Genomic DNA, 25,281 nt, shown 5'->3' on the forward strand with positions numbered 1-25,281 from the left:
GGAGCTTCCCAATGACCACTGGCTGGCGCGGCGTCATTCCTGCCGTAACGACTCAATTCAACGAAGACCTCTCGATCGATTTCGAGAGTACACGTCGCGTGCAGGACGCCCTCGTCAATGACGGCGTGCACGGCCTGATCGTCATGGGCACCTGCGGCGAAAACAATTCGCTCGATCCGGAAGAGAAGCGCGCCATCCTGAAGGGTGCCGTCGAAGTCGTGAACGGCCGCGTGCCGGTCATCACCGGCGTTTCGGAATTCGACACACGCCGCGCTGTTGCTTACGCGCAGGATGCCGAAAAGATCGGCGCCACCGGCCTGATGCTGCTGCCGGCCATGGTCTATGTGCCGAAGCCGGACGAGCTGGTCGCCCATTTCAAGACTGTCGCTGCAGCGACCTCGCTGCCGATCATGCTCTACAACAACCCGCCGGCCTACCGCGTCAACATCGGCGTCGACGTGCTGAAGCAGCTTGAAGAAGTGCCGAACATCAAGGCTGTCAAGGAAAGCGCCCCCGACACCCGCCGCTTCACCGACCTCCTGAACGCCTTCGGCGATCGCTTCGACATCTTCGCCGGCCTCGACGACGTGGCCCTCGAAGGCATGATGCTTGGCGCCAAGGGCTGGGTTTCCGGCCTCACCAGCGCCTTCCCACAGGAATCCGTTGCTCTCGTTGCCGCTATCGACCGTGGTGACTGGGAAGAAGCACGCCGCATCTATCGCTGGTTCATGCCGCTTCTGCATCTCGATGCCGAGCACGACCTCGTCCAGACGATCAAGCTCGCCGAGCAGATCATGGGCCGTGGTTCCGAGCGTGTCCGCATGCCGCGCATGATCCTGACGGGCGACCGCCGCGCCGAGATCACCGCAATGGTTGAAAAGGCCGCGGCTACCCGCCCGACCAAGACGGCAAAGGCCGCCTGAAAAACTCACGCGAACTGATCTCGCACCGCCGAAAATCCGGGCCGCCGCACATCAGGTGCTGGCGGCCCAACACTTTGAAATGACCGTGGTGTTCACATTGCTTCCGACAGGAAACACGGCTAGGTCGGACACGAACACTCCGCGCCCCAAGGAACCAGCAATGTCCGCAGATATCGAATTCATCCCCGTGGAAGACGCAACAAAGCTCGCGACCGGGATTCTTCTCGGCCTCGGCCTGTCCCCCGGCCATGCCGAAGCGATCGCCAGATCGGTGGTCACTGCCCAGCGCGACGAATGCTATTCCCATGGTCTCTGGCGCCTGCTCGGTTTCGTTCCCACCACCCGCAAGGGCAAGGTCAGCCTCAATGCCGTGCCCGAGGTGGATGCCTCCGCCCCCGGCGTCGTCAAGGTCGATGCCCGCTACGGCTATTCGCTGCTCGCTTTCCGGGAAGGCCTGCCGCATCTCGTCGAGAAGGCAAACACGCTCGGCATCACGGCCATGGCGATCAACAACTGCTACCACTTCTCCGCGCTCTGGCCGGAAGTGGAGGACATCGCCGCCGCCGGACTGGTGTCGCTGGTCATGACGCCAAGCCATAGCTGGGTGGCTCCGGCCGGCGGCAAGAAGCCGGTATTCGGCACCAATCCACTCGCCTTCGGCTGGCCGCGTTCCGGTCCCAATCCATTCGTCTTCGATTTTGCCACCAGTGCCGCAGCCCGCGGCGAGATCGAACTGCACCGCCGCGCCGGCAAAACCATTCCGCTCGGCTGGGGCATCGATAGCGAAGGCAACGACACCACCGACCCGACGGAAGCCCTGAAGGGCGCCATGCTGACCTTCGGCGGGCACAAGGGATCCGCCCTCTCGGCCATGATCGAACTGATGGCCGGCCCACTGATCGCCGACATGACCAGCGCTGAATCCATGGCCTTCGACGACGGCGCAGGTGTCACCCCCTGCCATGGCGAACTGATCATCGCGCTCGATCCGAAGGTGTTCCTCGGCGGAGCGATGGCCGAAAACATGCAGCGGGCGGAAAAGATGTTCGACGCCATTACCGGCCAGGGCGCGCGGCTGCCGTCGCAACGCCGTTACGAGGCCCGCGCCCGCAACAAGGAACTCGGCGTTCCCGTCCAGAAATCGCTGCTCGCGGAACTGCGGGAAACACTGGCGTCGCTCGGCTGACGACGACCGGCGGAGTTATAAATGTCAGAAGGCGGCATCGCTGGATGGGCCGCCTTCGTCGCCATTTCAAAACCTAAGGTCGGCCAGCGCCGTCCCTCCCGGTTCCCATCATACAAATTCGGCCCGAGACTGAGCAAGTCCGCGGCCCGTTCGAACGCCACGTCCAGACTCTGGCGGGGGAACGGCCATCCCGAGCCGGGCAGCCAGAATCGCTGCCGAAAATCCACATCGTCAAGGAGGTCGCACTTGCCGCCCTGTGCGGGAAAATGCAGGTAGTGGCTGCAGAATTCGAGACGCAGAATATGGTTGCACTAATGCAAGGCCAGCGCAACGCCCGCCTCATGCCGCGAGGACACACCGACCTCCTGTAATACTACCCTGCCACTCCCTGCCCCCTCATGGCGTCTTCATTTGGTAGCAAATTGGTCCTGTTCTGGAACTTGGCCAATGTGGGTAGCGGTGGCTTCAAACGTACCCATTCCGTCGGAACCGAGGCGTAAGCGACCACAGGATCCTAAGCCGGATGTCCGTTTTGAAACGTCTGGAAAGAGCGCTTAGGCTCTGGGGACATTGGAAAACTGCGCGTCGATGGAGGGGGTCATGTCACGTGTTGGCTTACGGGAATGGTTGGCGATAGCACCGGTCATCGCTTCCGGCCGGCTCTCCCGTTACGGCAACGGCGATGGTGGCCCTCTCACGCGCTTTGAAACGGCCTTTTCCGAAAGCTTCGACGTCAAGCATGTGCTGACGACCAGCAGTGGAACCGGTGCGCTGATCGCGGCCCTTGTTGCCGCCGGCATCGGCCCGGGCGACGAGGTTCTCGTACCTGCCTATACCTGGATCGCCACGGCCGCCGCACCGCTTGCCGTCGGCGCAGTCCCCGTCCTCGTCGAAATCGACCAGACGCTGACGATCGATCCTGCCGATATCCTGCGCAAGATCACGCCCAACACCCGCGCCATCATCCCCGTTCACATGGCCAACATGGTCTGCGACATGGACAGCATCATGCGGATTGCCCGCGAACACGGTCTGCTGGTGATCGAGGACGCCTGCCAGGCGGTCGGCCTCAGCTACAAGGGCAGGCGCGCCGGCACCATAGGCGATATCGGCGCCTTCAGCTTCAACCAGTTCAAGAACATCAGTATCGGCGAAGGCGGCGCGATCGTCACCAATGACGATCACTTCTTCGCCCGCGCACGCATGTATCACGACATCGGCTCGGTGTTCCGCGGCCATCTCGACAACGCAAATGAGCCGCTCCTGCCCGGCATCAACATGAAGGCGAGCCAGATTCAGGGCGCCATGCTCAATGTCCAGCTCAAGAAGCTCGACCCGATGGTGCGGCGGATGCGCAGGCGCTACGACGCCCTCTCCCGGATACTGGAAGACGGCGGCGAACTGCATGTCGGCCCGCATAACGACCGGGCCAATGCAGCCGGCCTGCACGTCATCTTCGATAGCGAGGAAGAGGCGAAATCATTCGCGGCCCGCAACAGTCGCGGCGTCTATCGCCTGCACGATTCCAGCCGACACGTCTACACCTTCTGGCAACCGATATTGGAACAGCGGGCCATTCATCCGAAGATGAACCCCTTTGCCTGGGCGGAGAGAAAGATCGACTATTCGCCGAACGCCTGCCCCCGTTCCCTCGACATCCTGAAGCGCACCTGCCGCATCGGCCTCGGGGAGAATTACCCCCTGCCGCTTATGCAGTATTTTGCCCGCAAGATGGCACGCCAGAACGCGGCACCGGAACGCAACCTTGTTCCAACGCCGGGGATTTCCTGAGATGGCCGTACAGATGGCACGAACCGAAGCCGAACCGGACGCCGCGCTGGTCGACATCTGGAGTTGGTCGCTCGACCTGCCCGACGACGAGATCGCTCGCCTTGCAACTCTCCTCTCCACAGACGAAGCCATTCGCGCCGCCCGTTTCGTGAAGGAGCGTGACGCCTTGCGCTACGTCGCCGGCAGGGGGCAGCTTCGCCTCATCCTCGGGGACTATCTCGGCATTGCACCGCGACGCCTGACGTTCGCCTATAACGACTTCGGCAAGCCTTATCTCACCTCGGCCAGCCGCACGGACCTGCATTTCAACCTCAGCCACAGCGCCGACCGCGCCGTACTGGCTATATCGGATCGCTTCCCGCTCGGCATCGACATCGAGCAGGCGAGGCCGATGGAGGAAGACGTTGCGGGCCATTTCTTCTCGCCCAAGGAATGCGCAGTGCTACGCGCCATGCCGCAACATCTCTATATTCCGGGCTTCTATCGCTGCTGGACCCGCAAGGAAGCCTTCGTGAAGGCCCATGGCGCGGGTCTGTCGCTGGCGCTCGACGCTTTCGACGTTCCGCTCGGCAACGATACGGCATTGAAGCTGGAGCGCCTTGACGACACCATTGGTACGCCCGATGACTGGAGCCTGCTGGATCTCGATGTCCCCGAAGGTTTCTTCGGAGCGGTCGCGGCATTGACCGTCGGCACGCCTGTAGAACTGCGATACAGGTTCTGACCTCTGAGCGAAACCGACACAACTTGTCTCCGCAACAAATGCCCTACAGCGTCAGTCTGGCATCGATAACGTATCGCCCATCTGCTGCATCGAAGTGATGGCAGCCCATCAGCCCCGGCTTGAAATCCGGGGTGATGGTGCGGATGCAGCGCTCCCTGTAGGTATCGAGATCCAGCTGCTCGATCTCCATGATGTTGAGTCCGTAGCCGTAGATGCCGTGTTCGTTACGCTGTGACGGCCGGTAAAGTCTTCCGTTGCGCTCGAACATGCGCCCGGCATTGCGGGCAATCGTGCTGTCGATGACCACCGGGTTTCGCTTGTGCGGCACGACGCGCGAGAGCTTCGGCCCATCCACCTCGAAGACATGCAACTCGCTGCAATGATCCTCATAGGCGTGGAAATCGGAGAGGTTGGTGAAGAGCCACCACTTGCCCTGATAAAATGTCAGCGAACTGTCGGCGGGCGACAGCCCTTCCAGCGCCGTCGAATAAAGCTCCCATTTGAGCGGGAATTCGACGCATCGCCACACCTCCAGCCGCCGCGCCTGATTGGTTTCCGGCATCATGAAGAGATCGCCGTCATGCCGGAAGATGAACGGGTAGGAAAGATGATGGTCGCATTCGAGCGCCACGCCCAGCCGTTCCAGTTTTTCGCCGACGAAACGGCTGACCGCGATATGCGCCTTGTGCTGTCCTTGAGCATAGGCCTCGTAGAAGAGATAGCACTCTCCCTCATGCTCCAGAATGAAGGGATCCGCACGGATCTCGTCATTATCGGGCACGATCTCGACAGCCTGGCTCGGATCGAAATCGTCGATCGTGCCGCGACCGGTGTAAAGCGTCCAGACAGCGGACCCGCCGCCCATTTTCGACATCAGCGCCTTGCCTGCCCTGCCAAGCAATTCGCTCGACAGCGAATAGCCGTAACGCAGGAGATCGATGTGGGACGGCGCCGTTTCCGGACGCGCCGGCTCGGCTTTGCCCAGCGCAACACCAAGGTTCCGCGTATCGGCGATGCGCCCAAGTTCCCGCATGACCAGCGTCACGGCACGCTCCTTGACGAAATCCCCGTTTCGCACGGCGCTGAACTTGGTGTTGAAGGCGCAAGCCGCGATGCACAGCGTATCGGCAGGGTCTCCACGCCGAACGAGCAGGTGCAGCCCCGTAGATGGCTGTTTCTCGATGACGCTGGAATAGCCGGACCAGTCGACGTCTCCTGAACTCTGCGCCGAGAAGGAGAGATGCCACTCCCCGAACGGCAAGAGGCGCACAGCTTCATCCGGCAATCCGTCCTCGGCAAGGCAAATAACGAGATCGACCCCCTTGAGACTTGCGCCGAGGCGTTCCACCCCACTCGGCCCGGCACCGTTACCGATATATTCGAAACGCTGGACTTCGGGATCGAAATGCTGAGACACAAACACGGGCTGGCGACCAAGTGTTACCCGTTCGAGCCATGAGGCGAGGCTGAACAGCGGCGACGGCTTGTGCTCTGCCGGATGCTGCGGGCACAGCACGAAGACATCCAGCCGAAAGCGGTTGTCGCCGGCAATGCGATCCAGCACCCGCAACTGCCAGTTTTCGAAGCCGCCCGTTCTGTCGGTCGCCACGCCGATCCGCAGCGGCTGCAAGGCCGCAAGCGGCGAGGAAGTATTGAGATGCATAGCGGGATTGTCGGCCATGTCAGAACCGTTCCGCCAGCAGCTTGTCTTCGACGGAGAGCGCAAGCGTGCGAATGCCGTCCATGGTCAGGGAATCCTCGTGCCAGCCGTCAAGATCGATGACCTCGGCATCCTGACCGGCGGCATCGCCCCATCCAAACCTGAGTCTGCCGGCACGCGGATGATTGGCCTGACTGCGGAAAAGCAACGTGGCTCCCCCCTTTACCGGCTTGTAATCGCGGGCAGCCTGCACCAGCAGATCGGTCACAAGCGCGTTGGAGCTCTCCTCCTGCGTATAGTTCGCGCCCCCGATCCCGAGCTTCTGCATCAGGTTGAGGGTCAGGTTGAATTCCTTGAGAAAGACCATCAGGCGCATGCGGCCGGACAGGAGCTTGCCGGTAAAATAGCCAAGACGCTTGACCCGCTTTTCAGTGTTCCACCAGCGCTGGCGGGACTTCGGCAGCGACCGGAAATAGCCCGGCGCCCAGGAGTCAATGACGGCGGAAAAGGCCACATCGACGCCTGCTTCCCGCAACTGGCGGGCCACTTCGATCGCCAGCACACCGTTCACGCACAGCCCGACGATGACGATCGGTCCGCGATACTCGCCAAGCTGCATGGCCTCGATCGCCTGCGCGGCAATGTCCTGCAGCGAAGCCCCGACTGTCGACTGATCCTTCGCCGCGCCGAACATGTTGACGTTATAGACCGAGATCGAATCGTCCAGCTCGTTCGCAAGGCGATAGTAGAGGAAGGGATTATTGAGCGTATAGACGGAGCAGGGGCCAGTCCCGGTCTTGTAGACACTCATCTCCCAGGGTGAACGCTTGGGGCTTTCGCCCTGTTCGCCTTCATCGTCACAGAAAAGCGCTTGCGCGAATCCCTTGAGCGTCGGCTCCTTGAAGAGAAGCGCGAGATCCGCCTTCACCCCGAAACGCTCTCGAACGGCCGAGAGCATTCTGAGAGCAAGCAGGGAATGACCGCCAAGCGCAAAGAAATCGCCTTCCGGCTCGACCGTCTTCACCTCGAGCACATTGGCCCAGATCTCGGAAAGTGCCGCGATGCGCTGCGCCGCCGACATGGCGGAAGTGTCTTCCGGCGAAGATGCCACTTCGACTTCCTTGGGCGCCGGACGGAACCGCGACAGCTCGATCACCGGAACGTCCGCCACCTGTCCGCCGCGCGGCGGCACCCGCAAAGCCGAAAGAGGCGCATCGGGATGTTCCAGCGCCAGTTCGTAGATGTCCTGCCAGAGCTGAAGGAGACCTTCGATCGTGCCGCGGTCGAAGAGATCGGTGTTGTATTCGATCGACATGCGCCAGCCGGACGGGCGACCGATCATGATGAAGCTCAGGTCGTAGATGACGCCGGGCGATTGCGACGGCGCGCTGATGAGTTCGAAATCCCCGTAGCGCCGGTCTTCGAGAAACGCCTTCTGCAGGTTGAAATTCACCGAGATCAGCGGGTTGCGCGAAGGGTCGCGCACCGGATTGAGCATTTCGACCAGCTTGTTGAACGGCATCCGCTGATGATTGAGGGCAGCGGTGACGGTCTCGCTCGTTGCGTGGATGTGGTCCGAAAACGAGGCATCGGGCGAAACGGGAAAGCGCAGGACGAGATTGTTGATGAAGACGCCGATCAGGTCTTCGAGGTCCGAATGGTCCCGGCCGGCGATCTGCGTTCCGAACAGGATGTCCTTCGCGCCGGTGAATCGATGTAGCATCGCGCTCATGATGGCAGCGCCGTAACCGTAAAGCGAGACGCGCTGTTCGCGGGCCGCCCTCTCGATCCGTTCGCCGAAATCCACCGGTCTCACGACGGACAGTATGTTCCCGTTATTGCTCTTGATCGCCTGTCGCGGATGATCGGTCGGAACTTCGAAATAGGGCGCATTGCCCAGCTGTTCCTTCCAGAAGGTCTTTTCCGTCTCGAAACCGTAGCTTCCCAGATATTCGTCCTGCCAGAGAGCGAAATCACCGTATTGCAGCGGAAGGTCCGGCAACACGGGCTGGCGGCCTGCATCGATCGCCGCCGCGATTTCCCCGACCTCACGGCCCAGCACCCGGATCGACCAGCCATCGAAGCAGCTCTGGTGCGCGGTGATCAGGATGAAGGCCCGGTCGTTTTCCACCATCAGCAGCGTGACGCGAAACAGGCAGGGTTTTCCGAGATCGAAGGGAGCCGAAGCCGTTTCCTCGCCGATAGAGAGAATGCGCTGCTCCCGCTGCGCGCTTGGCATGTTCCTGAGGTCGATGACCGACATGCGGAAATCGACCGCTTCGACCACCTGCTGGTAAGGCTGGCCGGCCCGCTCGACGAAGCGGGTCCTGAGAACCTCGTGGCGCTGGATGATCCGGCGCAACGCCGCCTCGATGGTGGAAGCCTTGAAGGCTCCCCGGATTTCCCAGCGAACGGCGACGTTCAGCGCCGGATTGCCGGGTTTGAGCTGATCGAGAACCCAGCAGCGCAACTGCGTCTGCGTGCACGGGAATTCTGCGATGAGGCCGGGCTCGGAACCCGATGCAACTGTCGTGTTTTCTATCTGACTCATGACACACTCTCTACTCGGCGACGCGCACCGTTACGGAAATCCTTCAGCGACGGGATCTGGTAGGTCATGCCGGCCGGTGCCGCGTCCTTCTGCTCCTCGGCATAGGCAGCGAGTTCCGCAATCGAGGGATGGCGAAGCAGATGCTTGGCTTCCAGCGGCAGGCCGGCATCCAGCATGCGGGCGGCTATGCGGAAGATGGTGAGCGAGTCCGCCCCCAGCGCATAGAGATTGTCCTCGACGCCGATGTTATCGACATCCAGCACACCCTTCCAGATGGTCCAGAGCCTGGTCTCCATCTCGGTCCGCGGCTTGACCTTGGTTGCGGCTGCGGCAGCCTCGTGCTGACGGATGTCCCGCTTTTCCAACGCCTTACGGTCGAGCTTGCCATTGGCGGTCTGCGGCAATGCCGTTTCGAGCACCCACGCCGCCGGCACCATGTAGGCCGGCAGGTTCGCCCGGGCCAGCGCCGCAAGCCCTGCGGCATCGGGAACGGACGTGCCGGGTTCGGTGACGTAGTAGCAGACGAGCGAGACGTCGCCCTTGCTGTTGCGGACACCGACGACCGCACATTGGCGAACGCCCTCGACCTGCGAAATCACCGCTTCGATGTCCCCCAATTCGATGCGGAAGCCGCGCAGCTTGATCTGGTTGTCGCGACGGCCGAGCAGTTGCAGGGAACCGTCGGCGAGACGCCGGCCGACATCGCCCGTCTTGTAGAGACGCTGCGTGCCGCTCGTTCCGACATTGCGCTGGACGAAGGCCGCTTCGGTCAGGTCGGGACGGTCGAAATAGCCCTGCGCCAGACCGTCGCCGCCGATATGCAGTTCGCCCGTCACGCCAACCGGTGCGATCCGGCCGTCCTGATCGAGAATATACAGCTGCGTATTGGCGATCGGATGCCCGATGGTGACGGGAGCGTCATTGTCGAGAACCTGCTGCACGGAAGACCAGATGGTCGTTTCCGTCGGCCCATACATGTTCCAGAGTTCGCCTTCCATCCGGACGAGCGTGCGGGCCAGATCCTTCGGCAGCGGTTCGCCACCGCAGAGTTTCTTCAGCCGCATGGTCTTGCCCATGCCGGCCTCGACAAGCATCTGCCAGAGCGTCGGCGTGGCCTGCAGCACCGTGGCATTGCTTTCCTCGACCAGCCGGACCAGGGCAAAACCGTCCTGTACCTGAGTACGGTCTGCGATCACCACCCTGGCGCCAGCGATCAGCGGCAGGTAAAGCTCCAGTCCCGCGATATCGAAGGAGATCGTGGTAACCGCCACAAGCGTATCGTCGGCGGCAAGACCCGGTTCCTTCTCCATCGACAGCATGAAGTTGGTCAGCGCGCGATGGGAAATGGCTACACCCTTGGGCGTGCCGGTCGATCCAGAGGTGAAGATGACGTAGGCCGTCGTTTCGGTATCGGTCGGCAAGGTCTCCAGCGCATCGCCGGAGAGACCGTTGATGGCCTTTGCATCACTGTCCGTTCGGATAATGGCGACGCCATCGCCGGCCAATGCGGCACCGACATCGCTGTCGCAGATCATTGCGACGGGGCGAGCCGTTTCCAGCGTCTGGCGCAGGCGCGGTTCGGGATGGCCCGGATCGAGCGGAATATAGGCATGGCCCGATTTCATGATGGCGAGCAGCGCCACCAGCATGTCGAGCGACCGGTCGACCAGAAGCGCGACACGCTGCCCTTTACCGGAGACGACAGAACCAATGTGACGGGCGAGCCTGTTCGACTGCTGATCCAGTTCGCCATAGGTGATCGTCTTGCCGCGATGAATGGCCGCGATCTTGTCCGGATGTTCAGCTGCCTTGCGGGAGAACAGCGAGAACACGAAGGCATCCCGGTCATAATCGACCGTGCTCTGGTTCAGGCCATCGACCAGCCAGTCGGTTTCCTTAGAAGACAGGAGCGACAGGGCGGCGATCGGCTGTTCCATATCCTTCGCCAGCGCCGTGACCAGCGACACGAAATGGCCGACCCAGCGTTCGACGGTCTCGCGATCGAGCACGTCGGCATTGTAATCGACATCGATACGGATGCCGTCAGCTCCCTCGATCATGTTGAGGAACATGTCGAAGTTGGAGAACGCCTTCGGATTGGGCTCCATCTTCGCAGTCAGCCCGGAGAATTCCGCATTGCCGGCCACCCGTTCAAGATTGAACTGGATGCCCGTCAGCGGCAGACGGCGCGGATCGCGCTTGACCCCGAGCGTCTTCACCAGCGTGCCATAGGTATAGTCCTGGTGTTCGAACGCCTTCAGCACGAGCTGCTGCGTCGCCTTCAGATGCGTCTCGAAGGAGCTGGAAGCCTCCACCATCTGGCGAAGCGGCAGGAGGTTGACGCAGTGGCCGACAAGGGTCTGGCCGTCGAGCAGACTCTGGCCGGCAGACGGTATGGCGATCACCACATCAGGCTGCGCCGACAGTCGGGCCACCATCACCTGCAGGGCCGCCAGCAGGGTGGAGAACAGTGTCGCACCGCTACGTGCACCGCGCTTCTTCAGATCCTTGTAGACATCGGCACCGATCTTCACCGTGCAGGTTCCGCCGGCAAAGGTTCGCTGCTCCGGATAGGCCCGGTCAAACGGCATTTCCGCCGGTTCCGGAATATCCTTGAACTGGTCGAGCCAGAACTTCTGGGTATCGGGATTGACCTCCGCATCCGGCGCGAGATCCGTCGCATAGGTCGCGAACGAAAGCGCCGGATCGAGCTCGGGGGTCTTGCCCCCCATCAGGGCGGAATATGTCGCAGACAGTTCCTCCACCAGCACGTTCATCGACCAGCCGTCGCAGACGATGTGATGGGCAGTGAAGACGAAGGCGTGCCGGTCCTTGCCGAGCGTGACGAGCTTTGCCCGCGCCAGCGGCCCCTGTACCAGATCGAAGGGCATATGCGCCTCATCGTCGATGATCGCCAGAAGCACGTCCTCGCCATCGCCTTCCTGCGATAGATCGACGATCTCGACGCCAAGATCGAAGTCGGGGATGAAGCTGAAGCGCTCGCCGTTGCGGTCGAAGCGGATGTGCAGGGCGTCATGCCGGTCGATGACCGTCTTCAACGCCTTGAGAAAAGTGGCCTGGTCGAGAGAACCGTCGAGCGTCAGCGTGAAGGACTCATTGAAGGAGCAGGATGCCTCTTCGCCAAGCTGGGCAGCGAGCCAAATTTCCGATTGGGCCTCCGTCAGCGGGGCCGATTGAGGCCGCTCGGCCGCAATGGCGACCTTCTCGACTGGCGCATCGCTGGTAACCACCGCTACGCTGACGCCCTTCGGCGCCAGAATGCCCACAGATTGCAGAGCATCGAACGCATCGCGATAGGCCTTGGCGATTGCCTGGAAATCCGCTTCGCTGTGTTCTGTCGTCAGGAAGCAGGGATAGCCATCCTGCGTATGGATGCCATTCATCCTCATGATGGGATAGACCAGCCCACCGAGCGGATCGAGACTGCTGAAATCCGTATAGAACCAGCTCTTATAGCCGTTGACGACCGGACCTATGCCACGCTTTTCGAGATCGGAGTTGATTTCCGCGACAAGCGCTTCGGTGCGCGTTGCAACGCGGTCGTAAAGTGCGGCACCCTCGCCCTTGATATGTTCGAGCACAGCCTTGACGGCCGACAGCACGACCGGATGCCGAACGAAGGTGCCGGCAAAGAAGGTCGGCGCCACCATCGGGACGGAATCGTCGCCGTAGTTCCAGTAACCACCGTCGAGCGCATCCATGAAGCGGCTGTTGCCCGTCAGGACACCGATCGGCATGCCGCCGCCGACCACCTTGCCATAGGTGGCCATGTCACCCCGGATACCCCAAACGGCCTGCATGCCGCCCGAGTGAACGCGGAAGCCGGTGACGACCTCGTCGAATACGAGGGCGAATTCCGATGCTGTCGCGATTTCCCTGAGGCTGCGGACGAATTCCTGCGGCCGAAGTTCGGGATGACGGCTCTGCACCGGTTCTATGATGACCGCAGCCACCTCGTCGGCATTGGCGCGGATCCAGTCGAGGCTTTCCGGCGCGCCGTAACGCAGCACCACCATGTTGGCGACGGAGCTGTTCGGAATGCCGGCCGCAATCGGCAGCGCGACGGGATTGCCGCCGCGATTGCGGCCCTTGACCAGAACCTCGTCGAACTGACCGTGATAGTCATTGGCGAAGATCACGATCCGCTCGCGACCGGTAACGGCGCGCGCCACGCGCATTGCGGCCATGACGGCTTCCGAACCGGTATTGCAGAAGGTCACGCGCTCATGACCCGTGAGTTCGCAGACCAGTTCGGCCGCTTCGCCTGCAAGCAGCGTCTGCGGACCGATGGCGAAACCGGCATCCATCTGCTTCTTCATCGCCTCGACCACGAAATCAGGCGCATGGCCGAAGGCCGTCTGGCCGAACCCGTTGACCAGGTCGATGTATTCGTGGCCGTCAATGTCCCATATGCGCGAACCCTTCGAACGATTGGAAACGATCGGGAAGATCATCTCCTTCCAGTCGGCGCGGAAGCCGGATGCGGTGCGCGGATCGGCATGGCGCCGGCGGTTAGCCTCGGTAAATGCCTTTGATCCCTTGTTTCGCTCTGCGTAGGTCGCGATGATGTTGTCGATGAATGCCTTCTTTTCCGCTGTCAGTTCGGGAGCGTTGCTCTTTGCGCCGGGACGATAAAGCTTGATGCGTTCCGTGCCGATTTCGCCCTGATCCTCGGTCGAGGCGGCCGATGCAGGCGCCGGCGTTGCTGCAACGGGTGTTGCGGCAACCGGCTGAGGAGCAGATTGAGCAAAGGCGGGCTGGACTGCCGGTAGCGCGGCGGGAACACCCGAGGCGACTCCTGCTGCTTGCAGAACCTGGAACTGCTGCGCAAACAGCGTCTGCGCCAGGCTGAGCTGTGATTGCAGGACGGCCTCAAGGCTGGTGTCGAGACCGCCACCGCGCTGCGTCGTGACCACCGGGGCGGACACTGCCGGCATGACCATGGCTGCCGCCATTGCCGGAGCTGCCGCGGCAGGCTGGGAAACGGCGGCGGGAGCGGATGCCACGACAGGCACGAGTTGCGGCGCGCGCTCGGGCTCCGGAGGCATTGCGCCATCCAGATACCGGGCGAGATCGGCGACCGACGGGATGTTGCTCAACAGCTCCCGGAACGAAATCTTAATACCGAACTGCTTGTCGATCTTTTGGGCGAACTGCCCGATGAAGAGGGAGTCGAAACCGAGTTCGAGGAAGGTGCTCGCCTTGCTTTCGGCATCAAGCGTTTCTCCGGACATGTCGCTGAGCAAAGCAAGCAGCGATGTTTCCAGTTCGGGAATACGGGCTGCAACAGCAGCCGGAGAAGAGCTGATAGTACTCATGATTTCTATCTCGCCGTTGGGTTCTACTAAGGTCGATGAAGGTTGAAGTGCCGCAGCGCTGGCAGCACGGCGCGCGGAAGGTGGCGCGTCGATCCAGTGGCGCTGGCGCTGGAAGGGATAGGTGGGCAGCGGCAGGTTGCGCTCGCTTCCTTCCGGAAGGGCTGGCCAGGGAATTTCCCGGCCAGCCATCCAGAGCTTACCATGCGCTTCCGCGAACATGTCCACCGCTGCGTCCGCACGGTCATGCTCCGGCATGGACTGAATGATCGCCGAGACACCGCCGCGGCCGATGGTCTGGGAGGCGAACACCGAAAGGGTTCGTCCGGGGCCGACTTCGAGAAGAACCGGCTTTTGATCCTTGCAGAGCGTGAAGAGCCCGTCGGAAAAACGTACCGCTTCCCGGCAATGCCGCGCCCAGTAGTCGGGAGAGCGGCCAAGCTCATCCGTCTGCCAGTTGCCGGTCACGCAGGAGATGTAGGGAATGGTGGCGGTTCCATAGGTCACCTTCGCCGCCTGCTTCCGCAGATCGTCGATGCAGGGCTCCATCATCGCCGAATGGAAGGCGTGGGACGTATGCAGCCGGCTGAAAGCGATGCCCGCCTTTTCAAGCTCGATGCAGACGTCGTCAATATCCTTGAACGGCCCTGATGCGACGCAGAGCTTCGGCGCGTTGATCGCGGCGATCTCGGCGCTGCCGCGCAGGTATTGTTCGAGCACATCGGGTGCCGCGCGAACGGAGAGCATCGCTCCCTGGGGCTGCTTCTGCATGAGCTTTCCACGGGTAGCCACCAGCGTCAGCGCATCCTCGAAGGAAATGGCATTGGCAAGCGTCGCCGCCACGAACTCGCCGACGCTGTGGCCGATCATGGCGTCGGGCTTGAGGCCACGGCTCATCCACAGCCGCGCCAGCGCATGTTCCACCAGATAGAGGCACGGCTGAGCGATCCGGGTATCGCGCTGCTCCTCCGCCATGGCGTCCGTCACCGGCCCCATGTGGCAGAGGTAATCGCGGACATCGACATTCGATGTCATCTTGAGCACTTCCGCGCCGCGATCGATCCAGCGGGTGAATTCCGGCTCCCGGTTATAAAGCCCCGCGCCCATGCCGACATATTGAGAGCCCTGGCCGGGGAACATGAAGACGACGGGCGGCGCGATATCAGCCGCCACATTGGTGCTGACCTTCTCCGAGCGAAGCTGTTCCACCGCCGAGTTTATGCTTTCAGCCGCAATGGCCACGCGATGCGCGAAGGCATGCTTCGCTTCCTGCAAAGTGCGGGCAACCCCGGAAAGCGGCAGGTCGGAATTGTTCTCCAGATGATCTGCAAGATTTCCGCGCATGGCGGAAAGCGCCGCCTCGCTACGGGCGGAAAGGGGCAGGATATACGGTCCTTCCCCGTCTTCGCCGACCACCTCTTCACGATGAGGCGCCTGCTCCAGAACGACATGGATATTGGTGCCGCCCACGCCGAACGAGCTCACGCCGGCACGCCGGGGCGTTTCGCCTTCCGGCCATTCCACCGTTGTCGTCGGAATATAGAAAGGGCTGCGCTCCAGATCGATCCGCGGATTGGGCGACTTGTAGTTGGGCATTGCGGGGATCTTGCCGTAATGCAGCGCAAGAGCGGTCTTGATGACCCCTGCAACACCGGCGGCGGCATCCATATGGCCGACATTGCCCTTTATCGACCCGAGCGCGCACGTGCCCTGTCCACGGGCAACGCCCGAAAAGGCGCCCTTCAGGCCGGAAAACTCGATCGGATCTCCGAGAGGCGTCGCCGTGCCATGGCATTCGACATAGCCGATGGTGGCGGGATCGATACCGGCATGGGCGATCGCCGCGGAAATCGCTTCCGCCTGCCCTTCCGCGCTGGGCGCGGTGAACCCGATCTTGTCGGAGCCGTCATTATTCACGCCGTAGCCGCGGATAACGGCATAGACGCGGTCGCCATCGCGAAGCGCGTCTTCCAGCCGCTTGAGCAGCACGACACCGGCACCGCTGGCGAACACCGTGCCGGAAGCTTCCGCATCGAAGGGCCGGCAGATACCGTCCTTCGAAACCATGCCGCCCTCCTGATAGAGATAACCCCGCTTCTGCGGCAGTGTGATAGACACCCCACCGGCAAGCGCCATGTCACAACCATAGGTCAGGAGGTTCTGGCAGGCCTGGGAAATGGCGAGCAGCGAGGTGGAGCAAGCCGACTGCAGCGTGAAGGCGGGACCGCGAAGATTGAACTTGTAGGCGATGCGGGTCGCAAGCGCGTCCGCCACCGATCCGACGATCTGGTTGAAACAACCGATCTGGTAATTCGAGGTGAATTCCTCCACCTTCGACCTGTCACCAAGCACGTTGTTGATGAGGTAGGTCGGCATGGAGCAGCCGGCGAAAACTCCGACAAGGCCGGCGTCGGCATAAGGGTCATAACCGGCGCTTTCCAGCGCTTCCCAGCAGACCTCGAGGAAGACACGGTGCTGCGGGTCCGTCACCGCGGCCTCGCGCGGATACATGCCGAAGAATTCCGCATCGAACTCTTCGACATTGGCAAGGAAAGGACGGGCGGCGACATAGTCCGCGCCAGCGCGCTCCTCATCCGTGAACGCATCCTCGATCTCGTCGGGCGAGAAGGTCACGAAGCCGTTTCGCCCCTCCTCCACAAGCTGCCACAGCGCCTCGACGCTTGGAGCTCCGGGAAAACGGCCGGACATACCGACGATGGCAATGCCATCCGGCGCATAGGTTTCTTCGTGGCCGCCCTCGCCCGAACTGCTGTTGAGCGACTGATCGTCTTCCGTCATGTAGAACTCCTGCGGAAATTGGATACGGTCCGTCTCTGCAATGCCGCCCTCCGGTCCGGGGTCATGGCCCTGGACGCCTGTGGCGTCTTGCCATCGAGGAAGCGTGCGAGCTCGCGAATGGTGGGGTGTTTGAACAGGGCGATCACATCGACGTTGCGCCCAAGTTCGGTCTCCAGTCCGGCGTGAACCTTCAGGAGCTGAAGCGAGGTCCCGCCGAGGTCGAAGAAATTACGGTCGACGGGGATCTCGGTAGCTCCAAGAGCCTCCTGCCAGAGACGCGTCAGGATTTCCTCGCTGCGGCTTTCAGGCGCCTCCGGCTTTGCGCTTTCGACGGGCGGCAGGGGCAGTTTCGCCCGGTCCGTCTTTCCGGCCTGTGTCAGCGGAAATTCCTTGAGCACCATGGCAGCACTCGGGATCATGTAAGCCGGCAGCGCGCTGCGCAGCTTCTCCATGACTGCCGGGAGGAACCCCGGATTGTCGACGTCGCTTTCGCTCCGCGGATGAAGGTAGGCCACGATCCGCTTGAGAGACGGCCCCTGCTCGTGGCAGGCGACAACGGCGTCCAGAACCCGCGGGTCCCTGCGAAGCGCGGCCTCGATTTCATCGAGTTCGATGCGCTTGCCGTTGATCTTGATCTGCCGATCCCGCCGCCCCTTGAAGAACAGCGTACCATCGGCTCCCATCGTCGCGAGATCGCCGGTGAGATAGCAGCGCACCTCGCCGCCCTCGCCGGTTTCCACCGTCACGAATTTTTCCGCGGTGAGATCGGGACGGTTGACGTAACCGATCGCCAGGCCGTCGCCGGCGAGCGCAAGCTGCCCCTCGGCACCGGCAGCCAGCGGACGCATGTTCTCATCGAGAATGAGCAGGTCCGTATTGGCAATTGCACTGCCGATCGGCAGATCCTTTGCATCGAACCCAGCCGGAATGGTGAAGGTCGTCGCAATTACCGTCGCCTCGGTCGGACCGTAGGCATTGGTGAGACGGCAACCTGGATGCGCGTTCTGGAAACGCCGGGCATGCTCGACCGAACCCGCCTCGCCACCGAAGAAGACATGGCGCAGGCTCGGCAGGTCTCCAACCGCATGATCGGCGAAAAGGTTGAACAGGCCGGTTGTCAGCAGCATCACCGTCACGCCGTTTTCGCGGATGACGTTGGAAAGCTCGGCAAGTGAAAAACTGCCGGCGGGCATGCCGGCCAGAGTACTGCCGTTCAGCAGCGCGCCCCAGATCTCGAAGGTCGCGGCATCGAAGGAAATCGTTGCCGTGTGAAGGACGACGTCCTCGTGATCGAAGAGGACATAGTTCTGGTCGAGCACCAGCCGCGCGATACCCCTGTGCGGGATGACGACCCCTTTGGGGCGGCCGGTTGAGCCGGACGTATACATCACATAGGCAGGGTCCGCCCCGCCGACCTCCGGCAAGGTACAGGAAATTCCGGCCGTCAGCGTGGGAAGAAGCGCGGAGAGATCGACGACCTTGCCCGCACCGACCGCAGGCAGATCGATATCGGGCCCGTGCGCGGAATCGATGAAAATGACTTTCGGTGCACATTCGCCGATGACATAGGCCAGATGATCGGCCGGGAAGGCCGGATCGACTGGAAGATAGGCCGCGCCGGCCTTCAGGATACCGAGCTTGGCAACCACCGTCGAAAGCGCGCGCGGAACCAGCAGGGCAACCACTTCGCCCTTTCCCACTCCGCATGAAAGCAGGTAAGCCGCCAATGCGTCCGAGAGACGGTCGAGTTCGCCATAGGTAAGAGAATAACCACCGAAGACCAGAGCCCGCGCATCGGGATCCGAATGTGCATGGTCACGGAAGATATCATGGATACTCCGCTGCCTGTCGTAATGAGCTCTTCTCTGGAGCCCTCCGTCCGACGCAATACTCGCGCCGTTCATTCCGTAGCCTGAGGTGTAACTCATCGGCTTCCCCCGTAACCTGGATGGTCCGAAACACGCATCGACGGGAGAAACTTCACGCGCCACTGCCAAAACGAACCTGGCGACCGGCTTTCCCCCGTGGCCAGAATTTCACGACGGGGAGAAATGGAAAGCTGGTCATTGGGGTGAACCCGGCGACCGATAGGGACTTGCGAACTAAGTCATTCGGCCAGTCGGGGCGCAGCCAGCCCCTCCGCTCTTCCCTCTACCCCGTGTTGTCTAGCCGAAAGCACTATCGCCAGCATGGAAAGTTGCACGTTCCGAAGGCACATTGGCTCCATAGTAGCGCAACCGATGTGAAGAAAAACAAACACATGCTGGAAACACACCGAACAGCCGACAACCTGCAGGCGCTTTCCATCATCGCTTTCAGAAGGGAGGAAATGGCTCGCGATCAGTCGAGCGTATAGGCCCTGGCATAATCGACATACATGTAGGAGGGATCGGGGGGCAGAGCCCTGACACCCTCCTCGACCAGAGCGAGATTGATCAGCATGTACATCGGCTGGCGATGTTCCGGCTGTGTCTCGGTCTTCCAGACAAGACGGCCATCGAAATACATTCGGATGAACACCGGGTCGATCTTTACGCCATAGGTATGAAACTCGGTCGGGTCGGCATCCTTGAAGACCTCGATGCGCTTACCCTTGGAATAGTGCTCTCCGCCCTTGTGCCACACATGGACGACGGATGAGTAAGCCTCCGGTTTATCGCCGTAGAACTCGAGCACGTCGATTTCCGCAGTCGCCTTGGAACGGTCACGGCCAATCAGCCAGAAAGCCGGCCAGACGCCGGACCCGAGCGGCAGGCGCGCACGGATTTCGAAATAGCCGTATTGCTGGGCAAAGCCGTTACCCTTGGTATCGACAGAGGCGAGCATGCCTGACCGCCAGTCGCCCTCTGCGTCGCTGCTAGCCTCTATGCGAAGCACCCCCTCATCCGTAGTGAAAGGGAAGCCTTCCTTGGGCGCAGCAAAGCGTGCGCCCCCGAAATCTCCGGACCACGGCGTATGCGCGATCCAGCGGGTTCCCGGCCCCCATTCGGAAACGTCGAGATCGTCGAATTCCTCGGAAAAGGAAAGCGTCATGGCGGTAAGGTCGATGCCATCGCCGCTGTCGCCTGAAGCGGCTTCTTCGGCATGCGTAGCCGGAACCAGCAGGAAAGCCGCCAGGGCTAATCCTGCAACCCAACCGCCCGAACCTCCGCGAAGACCAAAACCACACCGAAAGCTGGCGTATCGTTGCTCGAAGTACGACATGGCAAATGCATATCTCGCCGGTCATCTGGTCGCATAGAACCGAATTCGGATCGGCCTCTACCGAAAAAGGCTTACGCGCGGATGTAAATACAGGGGCTTTCCTTCCATGCTAAATTGTTCAGCGCTCACAGATAGTTGAGCGAAGATTGAGGTTTGATTGCCCGTCGATGCCGAACTTCCGGACGCCGGGCAGGAGGTGCCGGAATGGCTTCTTGCCCCGGCGCCCTTCGATGATCCGCCGGACGGGACGAGGACCAAATGGGTATTGAGTTGATGGGACTGATCACCATCCTGGTGGGATGCGTGATCCTCGCAGCACCTGCGAACTGGGCTTTCACCATCATGGTGGTTTCGACGGTCTTCGGCGCCGCGGCCGCGATCGGCCTCCCGGCGCTTGGCGGACCGACGGTACTGGTGCCAAGCCTGTTTCTCGTCTTCTTCGCTATCAGAATGTTCATAGCTGCTGGAGAAGGTCCGCTGCTTGCGTCCATGCAGCCGGGTCGAGCAGGCTTCTGGCTCTTGCTCCTGACCGCCTTCGGCCTGTTGAGCGCGGTCTACTTTCCGAGACTACTGGAAGGCGTTACGGACACAATGACCGTTGAGCGCGTCAGCAGCACGCGCTCAACGATTGCGCTGACGCCGCTCCGCTTCTCGTCCAACAACATCACGCAGACCGTGTACGCTCTGGGCGGCCTCGTCTGCTTCGCCACGGTCTTCGCCTATTTCCGCCACACAGGAAAGCCGGAGCACCTGATCAAGGCCATTCTGCTGCTTGCCGCCGTGGATCTCGGCTTCGCGGTGATCGATGTCGTCACCTATTTCACCGGTACGGAATACCTTCTGAGCTTCGTCCGTACGGCGAACTACGCCCTTCTCACCGCCTCCGAAAAAGGTGGCCTGAAGCGTATCTCGGGAACATTCCCCGAGGCATCCGCCTTCTCGGAATACACGCTCGTCCTGTTTGCCGTGGTCGCCAGCCTCTGGCTCGACCGGGTTCGGGCACGGGACACCGGAACTCTGTCCATGGCATTGCTGGTGGCGCTGCTTCTGTCGACATCCGCCACGGCCCTCATCGGCCTCGGCGTGGTGGTGCCCTATCTCTGGACGCGCGCGGTGCTCGGCACGATGCGGGGCTCGACAGGCGAAGGACGGCCAGTCTTCATCGCCGCCTGCGTCGCTCTCATTCCGCTTGCGGTACTGACAACATTCGTCGTCTTTCCGGGTCTCGTCGATCAGCTGGGTGACTTCCTCGACGAAATGCTGCTTTCCAAGGCCGAGAGCCAATCCGGCAAGGAACGCTTCATGTGGAATGCCATGGCCTATGAAGCTTTCCTCAATACCAGCGGTCTCGGGGCTGGGCTGGGAAGCGCCCGCGCATCGAGCTATATCCTCGTTCTGCTTTCCAATGTGGGCCTTGTCGGAACCACACTGTTTGGATTGTTCGTCTTCTCCATCCTGATCGGTCGGTCGCAATCTGCACCCCGTGACGAGGACGTCACCGGGGCAACGATACGCGCTGCAAGGACCGGCCTGATTGCTCTGCTGACTGCGGCCTGTATTTCCGGCACCGTCTACGATCTCGGACTGATGTTCTACATCCTGGCCGGAAGCGTCGCTGCTCTTGCAGGCGAGCGCGTATCCGTGGCGAGGCCATTTCCCGTCACCGGCAGTTTCAGCGGCTTTCCGGGCATCCGGGACGGACGCCAATGAAGATCCTGGTCTTCAACGTCAAATATAGCGAGAACCTCGGGGACGGCATCCTCGCCCAATGCATCGAGAATGCCTTGACGATGGAAGCTGGCACGCAGGTGGAAACGATCGATCTCGCCGGGCGCACCGGGTTCGGCACCACCCACCAGCATAGGCAATACGCCATCCATGTGCTGCACGCCCTGCCCTCCTTCGCCCGGAGTCTCGCGGTCGCTTTCATTCTCCGGCCCAAGCTTGAAAAGCTCGAAAAGGAATGGAGCCGAAAGCTCGCATCCGTCGATGCCGTCGTGCTGGGAGGCGGAAACCTCTTTCAGGATGACGACCTGAACTTCCCGCTGAAGATCGGCACGCTGCTGGATTGTGTGCGCCGCAGCGGCAAGCCGCTGGCGATCTATGCCGTCGGTGTCGGCGAAGACTGGTCCGCCAAGGCGCACGAACTGTTCGGTGTCATCAGGCAGACGGACCTTGTTCACCTCTCCGTCCGCGATGGCAAGGCGCTGGAGAACTGGAACAAGCATTTTCAGGAGGGGCCGTCCCCCGTCATCGTCCCTGATCCCGGCCTGCTCGCCGCCCGCTTCCTCGAACGGGCAGAAGAACTGGACAGGACCGGCGGCAAGGTCGGCATCTGCGTCACCGACCCGGTCATCCTCATGCGTCACGCGGGCAGGCGCTCGACGGATATCTGCTTCAGGACGGCAGCGGAATATCGCGATCTCATCCGTCTTCTTGTCCGGCAGGGCTATTCCGTTCGCCTGTTCACCAATGGCGCGCGGGAAGATCAACGATTTGCCGAGAAGATCCTCGATGACGAAGACATGATACTTTACCGCACCACCGGCGTGATTGACCTGATCGAACGCCCGCAAGTGCCCGAAGATGTCATAGATATCCTGCGATCGCTCTCCGTGATCGTCGCCCATCGGCTGCACGCGTGTATCGCGGCATATTCACTCGGAGTGCCGCATGTCGGCCTGGGATGGGATAGCAAGGTCGCCAGCTTCTTCCGATCCGTCGGCCGCGAGGCCTATTTCGCCAGCGGCAAGACGGCGACTCCAGCCCACGTCGCAGCACTGGTGACAGCCGCCGAAACCAGCGGAATCGACCCGGACAGACACGGCGCAACGCTGCTCGAAGCGCTCGAAGGCGTGCGCGGCATGCAAAATAATTTTTGACGCCTCACGCTGCGAAAGGCCCGTTTTGGGGCAAGCCGGCGCCGCGTCGGTAGCGCATAATCACCATTTCGTGAAATAACATTTTAATTCAGGACAAACTAATATTTGTCGATTGAAATTTTATTGTCGTTTCAATTGTGAAAAATCCTTAGATTTTTACTAAAATTGCCAACAATTTTAGAGAGTGCAGGTCACTTTCTTATCTTATTATTTGCTGATACACTTTTTCTCCATCAAAAGGGGTAGTTTGGGTGGGCGTTTGAATGAGTAACGGGGATCTGTCGAACGACAGACAAGCGGTAACATTTCAGTACAGTAAACAGGGTCCAAAACTCAGTGGAGCCTTTCTGCGCAGTTTTCCCCCTGGTGCCACCATTTTCGAACACGACAATGACAGCTCGCGAATCCTGTTCATCAAGAGCGGCTGGGTGATCTCCAGCAAGAACCTGTCGAACGGCACAAGGATCGTCACGGAGTTTGCTCTGGGCGGCGACATGCTCTCCTCGGTTTCAGCCGCACTGGCGCAGGAAAGCGTTCAGGCTGTATCACCAGTCACCGGCTACGAATTCGTCGGCCAACTGACCGGTAAGGGATCCGATGTCTCCTCGCAGCTATCCCTCATCATCATAATCGAGATGATGAAGCGTCAGGCCCGGATGGCCGAGCGTCTTGCCAATATAGGGCGGCGCGATGCGCTCGAAAGAACCGGCCATCTACTGCTTGAGCTGGCTGCCCGGTCTGGAGCCAGTACCAAACCCGGCTTCGACGGTTTCGAGTGCCCACTCAAGCAATCGGATATCGGCGACGCCGTGGGTCTATCGACGGTCCATATAAACCGGGTCCTTAAGGACATGAGACTGAATGGCCTCGTTTCCTTCAGAAACGGGATCGTCGAGTTCCTGAACCGGAGGAAGCTTGAGGAACTCATCGAGTTCGACGCGTCCTATCTGGCTGGGCATATGGGCTAACCAGCCAAACGCTGCACCTTTCACGAAATATATCGGCCCGGCATATATTCGATGCCGGAATACGACACCTAATGCACGCCGTAGAACTCGGCAACCCGGACTAATCATTTCGGGTAATACTTGACTTAAAAGCATAACCCGCGCGCAAAATACGCAGTAATTATTACCCTATTACTACTATAAATTAACTCACGTTAATGCAGTCGATATAATTTTATGAAAACGTTTAACCGTCGTCATTCAGGAATACAGATATCCGTTCGATAAAGCCGCAGACAATTGGTCAAAATGGCACAGGTGTTCACTGCCCTGACGACGTAGAAGAAGAATGCACAATATAACAGGGGTAGGAGAAGAAAGATGAATACACACACTGCACTTCCCGATAAAATCGCATCTCTTCAAAAGGCGGACTTGAACTATATTCACTCCATTCCGGAGAACGCCAAGTCAGCTTCCGAAACGGAGAAATATATACTGATAATCGATCCACGGGCACTCGATCGTGAATGCCTGTCGCGGAGTCTCTCGATCTACAACCCGGCGATGAACATCGTCACGTCAGGGTCGGTGGAGGAATGGCGCAAGCGGCATATGTCCGATCAGCCTTCGGCTGTCCTGCTGGTGTTCGGCAGCAGGAAGCTCACAGAGACGGGAGCCTGTGAAAGGATCACCAGCGTGGTCGACGCCTTCAGGCAGAGCCCCGTCATCGTCATCGCCGATTCCGACGACCTCGGAGACATCCTCAAGGCGGTAGAATCCGGCGCATGCGGGTACATTCCCACAAGCGTCAACATCAGTGTCGCGGCAGAGGCAATCGCTCTGGCGCGCGCCGGTGGCGTTTTCATTCCCGCAAGCAGCATCCTCGCCAAGAAGGAGGCACTGAGTTCGGTGGTAACCGGCTCGACCTACTCCAACGAGGCGTTCACACCACGCGAGATCGAAGTTGCCGAGGCCTTGCGCCGTGGCAAGGCCAACAAGATCATCGCCTATGAAATGAACCTCTGCGAAAGCACCGTGAAGGTTCACATCCGCAACATCATGAAGAAGCTGAACGCGACCAACCGCACGGAAGTCGCCTTCAAGCTGAAATAATCCAGGGTCCGGCGGGCGAAAACGCCTTCGCCTGCCGGATCGAACCGATCCCATGCCCATAAAAACATAAGGGTTCCCGACCTTTCGCCATCCCAGGCGGTTGATCGGGAACCCTCGTTTTGTTCAGCCGAAGACGCGAGGATCGACAGGATTGCTTCAAAG

At 60.8% G+C, this 25,281-nt stretch carries 13 protein-coding genes; 8 read left to right on the forward strand and 5 right to left on the reverse strand.

Annotated features, from left to right (window positions below; genetic code table 11):
• Positions 1-11: 11 nt before the first annotated feature.
• The 4 genes from H4I99_RS21615 to H4I99_RS21630 all read left to right on the forward strand — a co-directional run bounded on the left by H4I99_RS21615 (position 12) and on the right by H4I99_RS21630 (position 4,624).
• Entirely contained in the window at positions 12-923 is a 912-nt protein-coding gene (locus H4I99_RS21615) for a dihydrodipicolinate synthase family protein (protein ID WP_163901389.1), read from the forward strand.
• Between the two features lie 160 nt (positions 924-1,083).
• A complete protein-coding gene (locus tag H4I99_RS21620; RefSeq protein ID WP_163901391.1) occupies positions 1,084-2,109 on the forward strand; it encodes an Ldh family oxidoreductase in 1,026 nt (341 codons plus the stop codon).
• A gap of 600 nt (positions 2,110-2,709) precedes the next feature.
• A complete protein-coding gene (locus H4I99_RS21625; RefSeq protein WP_163901393.1) occupies positions 2,710-3,900 on the forward strand; it encodes a DegT/DnrJ/EryC1/StrS family aminotransferase in 1,191 nt (396 codons plus the stop codon).
• A gap of 1 nt (position 3,901) precedes the next feature.
• Complete coding sequence (locus H4I99_RS21630; RefSeq protein WP_244625230.1) at positions 3,902-4,624, forward strand: 4'-phosphopantetheinyl transferase family protein; 723 nt, start codon at positions 3,902-3,904, stop codon at positions 4,622-4,624.
• 43 nt (positions 4,625-4,667) lie between these two features.
• On the opposite strand, the gene H4I99_RS21635 is transcribed toward H4I99_RS21630, so the two are convergent.
• From H4I99_RS21635 to H4I99_RS21655, 5 genes are all read right to left on the reverse strand, one after another.
• The gene (locus H4I99_RS21635) at positions 4,668-6,305 is read right to left on the reverse strand and encodes a glucosamine inositolphosphorylceramide transferase family protein (RefSeq protein WP_244625231.1); all 1,638 of its coding nucleotides are present in this window, start codon (positions 6,303-6,305) and stop codon (positions 4,668-4,670) included.
• Position 6,306: 1 nt separating this feature from the next.
• On the reverse strand, positions 6,307-8,835 hold the full coding sequence (locus H4I99_RS21640) for a condensation domain-containing protein (RefSeq protein WP_163901395.1): 2,529 nt from the start codon (positions 8,833-8,835) through the stop codon (positions 6,307-6,309).
• The gene (locus tag H4I99_RS21645) at positions 8,832-16,970 is read right to left on the reverse strand and encodes a hybrid non-ribosomal peptide synthetase/type I polyketide synthase (protein WP_163901397.1); all 8,139 of its coding nucleotides are present in this window, start codon (positions 16,968-16,970) and stop codon (positions 8,832-8,834) included. Before H4I99_RS21645 ends, H4I99_RS21640 begins: the two co-directional genes overlap by 4 nt.
• Entirely contained in the window at positions 16,967-18,898 is a 1,932-nt protein-coding gene (locus H4I99_RS21650; protein WP_244625232.1) for a non-ribosomal peptide synthetase, read from the reverse strand. The genes H4I99_RS21645 and H4I99_RS21650 overlap by 4 nt, the downstream gene beginning before the upstream one ends.
• Before the next feature lie 412 nt (positions 18,899-19,310).
• Positions 19,311-20,174: a glycoside hydrolase family 16 protein gene (locus H4I99_RS21655; RefSeq protein ID WP_163901399.1), complete on the reverse strand. Its 864-nt coding sequence runs from the start codon at positions 20,172-20,174 to the stop codon at positions 19,311-19,313.
• Between the two features lie 258 nt (positions 20,175-20,432).
• Here H4I99_RS21655 and H4I99_RS21660 point away from each other — a divergent pair, with 258 nt between their 5' ends.
• The 4 genes from H4I99_RS21660 (at position 20,433) to H4I99_RS21675 (ending at position 25,119) form a co-directional block, all read left to right on the forward strand.
• Positions 20,433-21,884 (forward strand): hypothetical protein, encoded by a 1,452-nt coding sequence (locus H4I99_RS21660; protein ID WP_186663391.1) that lies wholly within the window; start codon positions 20,433-20,435, stop codon positions 21,882-21,884.
• The gene (locus H4I99_RS21665) at positions 21,881-23,056 is read left to right on the forward strand and encodes a polysaccharide pyruvyl transferase family protein (protein WP_163901401.1); all 1,176 of its coding nucleotides are present in this window, start codon (positions 21,881-21,883) and stop codon (positions 23,054-23,056) included. Before H4I99_RS21660 ends, H4I99_RS21665 begins: the two co-directional genes overlap by 4 nt.
• 428 nt (positions 23,057-23,484) lie before the next feature.
• Complete coding sequence (locus tag H4I99_RS21670) at positions 23,485-24,024, forward strand: Crp/Fnr family transcriptional regulator (protein WP_342345174.1); 540 nt, start codon at positions 23,485-23,487, stop codon at positions 24,022-24,024.
• Between the two features lie 360 nt (positions 24,025-24,384).
• Entirely contained in the window at positions 24,385-25,119 is a 735-nt protein-coding gene (locus H4I99_RS21675) for a response regulator transcription factor (protein ID WP_163901405.1), read from the forward strand.
• Positions 25,120-25,281: the final 162 nt, after the last annotated feature.

This window comes from Paenirhizobium daejeonense, from assembly GCF_014280875.1.
In the GTDB taxonomy this organism is placed as follows: Bacteria; Pseudomonadota; Alphaproteobacteria; order Rhizobiales; family Rhizobiaceae; genus Allorhizobium; species Allorhizobium daejeonense.